Here is a 6,000-nt window from a genome sequence, read left to right as displayed (position 1 = left end):
GGCTACTGGGGCGATCTGCAGATCGAACTGATCCGCCAACACAACGCCGCACCATCGATCTACAAGGCTTGGCGCGACGCGGGCCATGAGGGCCTGCACCATGTCTGCATCCTGGTGGAGGACATGGAGGAGGCCCGCGCCCGGGTGGCCGCAGCCGGCGGCAAGGTCGAGCAGGAGGCCATGGTCCCGGGCGGCGGCGAGGTCATCTATGTCGACACCGGCGGCGGGCCGGGAACCATGGTCGAGATCCTGAAGCCTGCGCCGGGCGGACACGAGTTCTTCGCCTTCATGCGTGACGCGGCGCGCACCTGGGATGGGACCGACCCGGTCCGCAAACTCGGATGAGCGGCCAGCTGGAGGGCAAGGCCGCCCTGATCACCGGCGGCGCGTCCGGCATCGGCGCCGACTGCGCCCGGCAGTTCGCCGCCGAGGGCGCGCGAGTGGTGGTCACCGACGTGCAGGACGGCTTGGGCGAGGCGGTCGCCGCCGAGGTCGGCGGGCTGTTCCTGCATCATGACGTCAGCGACGAAGGCGCCTGGAAGAGCGTCGTCGCCGCCGTACTGGCCCGCCATGGCCGGCTCGACATCGTGATCAACAACGCCGGGGTGTTCATCGGCCAGACCATCGAAGAGACCGAGCTCGAGGTCTGGAACAAGGTGCTGTCGATCAACCTCACCGGGGTGATGCTGGGCTGCAAGCACGGCATCGCGGCGATGAAGACCAATCCCGGCGGACCGTCCGGGGCGATCGTCAATGTCTCCTCGATCACCGGCTTCATCGGCCTGGCTTCGGCCGCCGCCTACACCGCGTCGAAGGGCGGGGTGCGGCTGTTGACCAAGTCGGTGGCGGTGCATTGCGCCCGCCAATACCGCACGATCCGCTGCAACTCGCTGCACCCCGGCGCCATCGACACCCCGATGAACCAGGCGGCCTTCGACGCCAGCGGCGATCCGGAGGGCACGCGGGCGTTCTTCTCCAGCGTGCAGCCCATCGGTCGGATGGCGACCTCCGGCGAGATGGCCGCCTGCGCCCTGTTCCTGGCCTCCGATGCGGCGAGTTTCGTCACCGGGACGGAGCTGGTGGCGGACGGTGGCTGGCTCGCCGCCAGCGGCCCCCTTTGATCGCTTCGAGGACCTCATGACCCTGACCAACCGGCAATGGCTGATCAACGGCCGACCGATCGGCCGTGGCCTGATCGACGACGACTTCAAGCTGGTGGAGACCACGGTCGGCGATCCGGGGGAGGGCGAGGTGGTGGTGCGCAACCTCTTCCTGGCCTTTGATCCGGCCCAGAAGGGCTGGATGGAGAATGTCGCCGACTATGTGGCCCCGACCGAGATCGGCGAGGTCATGCGCGGCTCGGGTGTCGGCGAGGTGATCGCCTCGGCCCATCCGGGGTTCGCGGCGGGGGACAAGGTCACCGGCATGCTGCGCTGGCAGGACTATGCGACCCTGCCCGGCAAGGAGCTGACCAAGGTCCCTGACGACGACCTGATCACCGCCAATCTGGGGGTGCTCGGCACCACCGGCATGACGGCCTTCTTCGGGCTGAACAAGATCGGCAAGCCCTTCCCGGGCGACACGGTGATGATCACCGGCGCGGCCGGGGCCACGGGATCTGTGGTCGGCCAGATCGCCAAGCTCGCGGGCTGCAAGGTCATCGGCGTGGCGGGCGGCGAGGCCAAGTGCCGTTGGCTGACCGAGGAGCTCGGCTTCGACGGAGCCGTTGACTACAAGGCCGGCGAGGTTCGCGCCCAGGTGAAGGCCCTGGCCCCCGGCGGCGTCGACGTGCTGTGGGACAATGTCGGCGGCCCGGTGTTCAACGACCTGCTGGGCCATCTGGCGACCCATGCCCGGGTGGTCGTCTGCGGCGGCATCTCCCGCTATGAGCTCGGCCAGATGCCCGCCGGGCCGGCCAACTATTTCAACCTGATCTTCCGGCGCGCGCACATGGAGGGCTTCATCGTCCTCGACTACGCCGCCGAGTTCCCCTGGGCGCGACGCCGCATCGTCGAATGGATCCGGTCGGGCCAGCTCCGCTATCGCGAGGACCTGCAGCATGGGCTGGAGAATGCGCCGCGCACCCTGATGAGGCTGTTCCACGGGGAGAACTTCGGCAAGCAGCTGCTCCAGGTGCGCGCGCCATGACCGTCGCCGCTGAACGCCACCACACCATCTGCCGCGCCTGCCACGCCCAGTGCGGCCTGATCGTCGAGGTCGAGGACGGGCGCGTGGCCCGGATCCACGGCGACAAGGACAATCCGATCTATGCGGGGTTCAGCTGCATCAAGGGCCGCGAACTGGGCAGCTATCACACGGCGCCCACCCGGTTGTTGAGGTCACAGAAGCGCCAGCCCGACGGTCATCTGGCCGATATCGGGTCGGAGGCGATGATGGATGAGATCGCCGCCAAGGTCGCCGACCTTGTGGCCCGCCACGGGCCGCGCTCGGTGGCGCTCTATATCGGCACCCACGGCTACAACAACTTCGCCAGTTCCAGCTTCGCCAAGGCCTGGATGGACGCCCTGGGCTCGGCGATGAAGTTCGACAGCGTCACCATTGACCAGCCGGGCAAGGCGGTCGCCCTGATGCTGCACGGGCCCTGGCTGGCGGGGACGCCGACCCTCGACCATTGGGACGTGCTGACCCTGATCGGCGCCAATCCGATCGTCTCGATGAACGGCGGCCTGGGCATGAACCCGGCCCGTCAACTGCACCGCGCCAAGCAGCGCGGCATGAAGCTGGTGGTGATCGATCCGCGCCGCACCGAATGCGCCGAGCAGGCCGATGTCCATCTGGCGGTGCGCGCCGGCGAGGATGCGCCGGTGTTGGCGGCCATCGCCCGCGAGCTGATCGCCGCGAACGCCTATGACCGCGACTTCGTCATGGCCGAGGCCGACGGATTCGAGGCCCTGCGCGCGGCGGTGGAGCCGTTCACGCCGGAGGTGGCGGGCGCGCGCGCCGGGGTCGATCCGGCCGATATCCGCAAGGCCGCCGAGCTGATCGGATCGGCGCGAAGGGGCGCCTTCAGCGCGGGCACCGGCGCCAACATGTCCGGGCACGGCAATCTGGTGGAATATTTCGTCAAGCTGCTGACCACGCTCAAGGGCTTCTGGCGGCGGCCGGGAGACGAGGTCGCCAATCCGGGGGTGCTGATCCAACCCTTTCCGGCCATCGCCGCGTCGCCGGGACCGCAGCCGGCCTGGGGCCTTGGCGAGACCCTGCGGGTGCGCGGCCTGACCCAATGCGCAGCGGGGCTGCCGACCGCCGCCCTGGCCGAGGAAATCCTCACGCCGGGCGAGGGGCAGGTGCGGGCCCTGTTCGTGCTGGGCGGCAACCCGATCCTGGCCTGGCCCGACCAGATCAAGACCGTGGAGGCCATGAAGGCCCTGGAGCTGCTGGTCTGCTTCGATCCCCATGTCTCGGCGACCGCTCGCTACGCCGACTATGTCATCGCGCCCACCCTGCCGCTGGAGGTCTGCGCCCCCACCGCCCTGAACGAGATGATCGGCAATTTCGGGCCCGGCTGGGGCTTTCACAAACCCTATGCCCAGTGGTCTGAGCCGGTGCTGGCGCGGCCGGAGAGATCGGACCTGCTGGAGGAGTGGGAGGTGTTCGCCGGCCTCGCCGATCGCCTGGGCCTGCCGCTCAGAATTCCCACGGTCAGCCTGCTCGACCCCCAGGCCGCCGCCGAACAGGCCACCCGGGTCGAGCCGGGCCAGGACCTGACCCCGCACGAGGTCTGGGCCATGCTGCTCAAGGGCTCGCCCGTGCCCTTCGAGGAGGTGCGCGGCGCGGTGGCCGGCCGACTGTTCGATCGTCCGCCGGTGGTGGTCGAGGCCAAGCCGGAGGGCTGGGCCGGGCGGGTGCAGATCGGGGCGGCGCCGATGATGGCCGAGCTCGACGCCCTGGCCGCGCAGCCGACCGAGGGGCCCGCCGATCCCTATCCCTTCCGGGTGATCTCACGGCGGATGCGCGACGTGCTGAACTCCTCCTGGCATGAGAACGACAAGCTGAAGCGCCAGTACGCCACCAATCCCGCCTTCCTGAACCCGGAGGACATGGCCCGCCTGGGCGTGGTCTCCGGCGACCTGGTGGAGATCGAGAGCGTGCGCGCCACCATCCGGGGCGTGGCGGAATCCGCGCCGGACGTGCGGCCGGGCTGTGTGTCCATGACCCATGCCTGGGGCATGTCGCCGGGAGAGGACGACGACCCGCGCCTGGCCGGGGTCAATACTGGCCGGCTGACCGCCGTGGACCAGGACTTCGATCCCTATACCGGCATGCCGCGGATGAGCGCCATTCCGGTCCGGGTGCGGCGGGCCCCGGCCTGAGGTTCAGCTGACCCGGCGGGTCAGGCCGGCCCAGTAGGGCTCGCGCAGCTCCCGGCGGAGCACCTTGCCGGAGGCGTTGCGGGGCAGGGCGTCGATGAAGTCGACGCTCTTGGGCGCCTTGTAGGCCGCGATCCGCTCGCGGGCCCAGGCGATGATCTCGGCGGGGGTGGGTTCGGCGCCGGGCTTGCGGACCACCACCGCCTTCACGGCCTCGCCCCACTTGGGATCAGGGACCCCGATCACCGCCACATCGGCGACGCCCGGGTGACCGAAGACCGCGTTCTCGACCTCGGCGGGATAGACGTTCTCGCCGCCGGAGATGATCATGTCCTTCACCCGGTCGTGGATATAGACATAGCCGTCCTCGTCCAGGTAGCCGGCGTCTCCGGTGCGCAGCCAGCCCTCGGCGTCGACCGTCCTGGCGGTGGCCTCGGCCAGGTTCCAATAGCCGGACATGTTGGCGGGCGACCGGGTGGCGATCTCGCCCACCTCATGCGGCGGCAGGCGCGCGCCGGCCTCATCCAGGATCGCCAGCTCGACGCCCGGCAGGGGCTTGCCGGCCGAGCGCATGCGCGGGCCGCCCTCCGGTCGGTGATCTTCCGGCGGCAGGGCGACGATGGTGCCGCTGGTCTCGGTCATGCCGTACATCTGCACGAAGCCGCAGCCGAACACCTCCATGGCCTCCTTCAGCAGCTCCAGGGGGATCGGCGAGGCCCCGTAGAGCACGTACTTCATGCAGGAATAGTCGACCTCGCGGGCCTTGGGATGGCGCAGGACGATCTGCATGGCGGCAGGCACCATGAAGATCTTGCTGATCCGGTCGTGGGTGATGAAGTCGAGCACGGCATTGGGATCGAACTCCCGGGCCACCACGCCCTTGGCCCCGTTATACAGCCCCATGATCCCCCAGCCGGAGCCGCCGATGTGGAAGATCGGCATGGCCACCAGGCTGACATCGTCCGGGGTCCAGCGGTTCCAGCCCATGTCCGAGGCCGCGTGCAGGGCGCGCAGCTCCAGCAGGGCGCGGTGGGACAGCATGGCGCCCTTGGGATGGCCGGTCGTACCCGAGGTGTAGAGCTGCAGGGCGATGTCCTCCCAGCCGACCGCGATGGCCGGGTCGGTGGCGTCCTGGCCGTCGCGCCAAGCCGGATAGCCCTCGGGGCCTGCGGCTTCGATGTCGATCAGGGCGCGCAGGTTTGCAGTCGGCAGCCTGGCGACAAGCTCGTCGAACTCCGGGCCGACGAACAGCGCCTCGGCCCCGCTGTCGGCCAGGATATAGGCGACCTCCGGCGGGGCGAGCCGCCAGTTGATCGGGGTCATCACCGCCCCGATCTTGGCCGCGCCGAACATCAGCTCGAAATAGGCGTCGCTGTTCTTGCCCAGATAGGAGATCCGCGTCCCAGCCTGGATCCCAAGGGCGGCAAGGCCATTGGCGACCTGATTGCTTCGGCGGTCGAACTGCGCATAGGTCGTGGTCTGGCCCTCGAAGACGAAGGCCGTGGCGGAGGCGCGCAGGCGGGCCTGTTCGCGGGCCACATCGCCCAGGGATCGCACGCGGTTCGGATCAAGCATCGGGTTTCCTCCGGGCGTCTCTGGTGGGCGCCTAAAACAATCAACTCGTCCTGTATAAAACACGAGTGACTTTTTTCTAGAGCCTACTTATCCT

At 69.0% G+C, this 6,000-nt stretch carries 5 protein-coding genes; 4 read left to right on the top strand and 1 reads right to left on the bottom strand.

Features of this window, described 5'->3' with window-relative positions; all coding sequences use genetic code 11:
• From Q7P21_RS07150 to Q7P21_RS07135, 4 genes are all read left to right on the top strand, one after another.
• The coding region (locus Q7P21_RS07150) for a VOC family protein (RefSeq protein WP_304176422.1) at positions 1-345 on the top strand (345 nt) is incomplete at its 5' end.
• On the top strand, positions 342-1,121 hold the full coding sequence (locus Q7P21_RS07145) for an SDR family oxidoreductase (protein ID WP_304176419.1): 780 nt from the start codon (positions 342-344) through the stop codon (positions 1,119-1,121). The genes Q7P21_RS07150 and Q7P21_RS07145, both read left to right, overlap by 4 nt.
• 16 nt (positions 1,122-1,137) lie before the next feature.
• Positions 1,138-2,148, top strand: a complete 1,011-nt coding sequence (locus tag Q7P21_RS07140; RefSeq protein WP_304176417.1) for an NADP-dependent oxidoreductase — start codon at positions 1,138-1,140, stop codon at positions 2,146-2,148.
• Positions 2,145-4,334 carry a molybdopterin-dependent oxidoreductase gene (locus Q7P21_RS07135; protein ID WP_304176415.1) on the top strand — a complete coding sequence of 730 codons (2,190 nt, stop codon included), beginning with the start codon at positions 2,145-2,147 and terminating at the stop codon, positions 4,332-4,334. The genes Q7P21_RS07140 and Q7P21_RS07135 overlap by 4 nt, the downstream gene beginning before the upstream one ends.
• Positions 4,335-4,337: 3 nt before the next feature.
• On the opposite strand, the gene Q7P21_RS07130 is transcribed toward Q7P21_RS07135, so the two are convergent.
• Positions 4,338-5,906 (bottom strand): fatty acid--CoA ligase, encoded by a 1,569-nt coding sequence (locus tag Q7P21_RS07130; RefSeq protein WP_304176413.1) that lies wholly within the window; start codon positions 5,904-5,906, stop codon positions 4,338-4,340.
• Positions 5,907-6,000: the final 94 nt, after the last annotated feature.

The organism is Phenylobacterium aquaticum, assembly GCF_947378715.1.
Lineage (GTDB): Bacteria > Pseudomonadota > Alphaproteobacteria > Caulobacterales > Caulobacteraceae > Phenylobacterium > Phenylobacterium aquaticum_A.
Note: the sequence above shows the minus strand (reverse complement) of the source record. Positions and strands in the feature narration are given on the sequence as shown.

Excerpts from the sequence above, each read along its gene's own strand:
- Q7P21_RS07145 (WP_304176419.1), top strand. The coding sequence starts at position 342 with ATGAGCGGCCAGCTGGAGGGCAAGGCCGCCCTGATCACCGGCGGCGCG.
- Q7P21_RS07140 (WP_304176417.1), top strand. The coding sequence starts at position 1,138 with ATGACCCTGACCAACCGGCAATGGCTGATCAACGGCCGACCGATCGGC.
- Q7P21_RS07135 (WP_304176415.1), top strand. The coding sequence starts at position 2,145 with ATGACCGTCGCCGCTGAACGCCACCACACCATCTGCCGCGCCTGCCAC.
- Q7P21_RS07130 (WP_304176413.1), bottom strand. The coding sequence starts at position 5,906 with ATGCTTGATCCGAACCGCGTGCGATCCCTGGGCGATGTGGCCCGCGAA.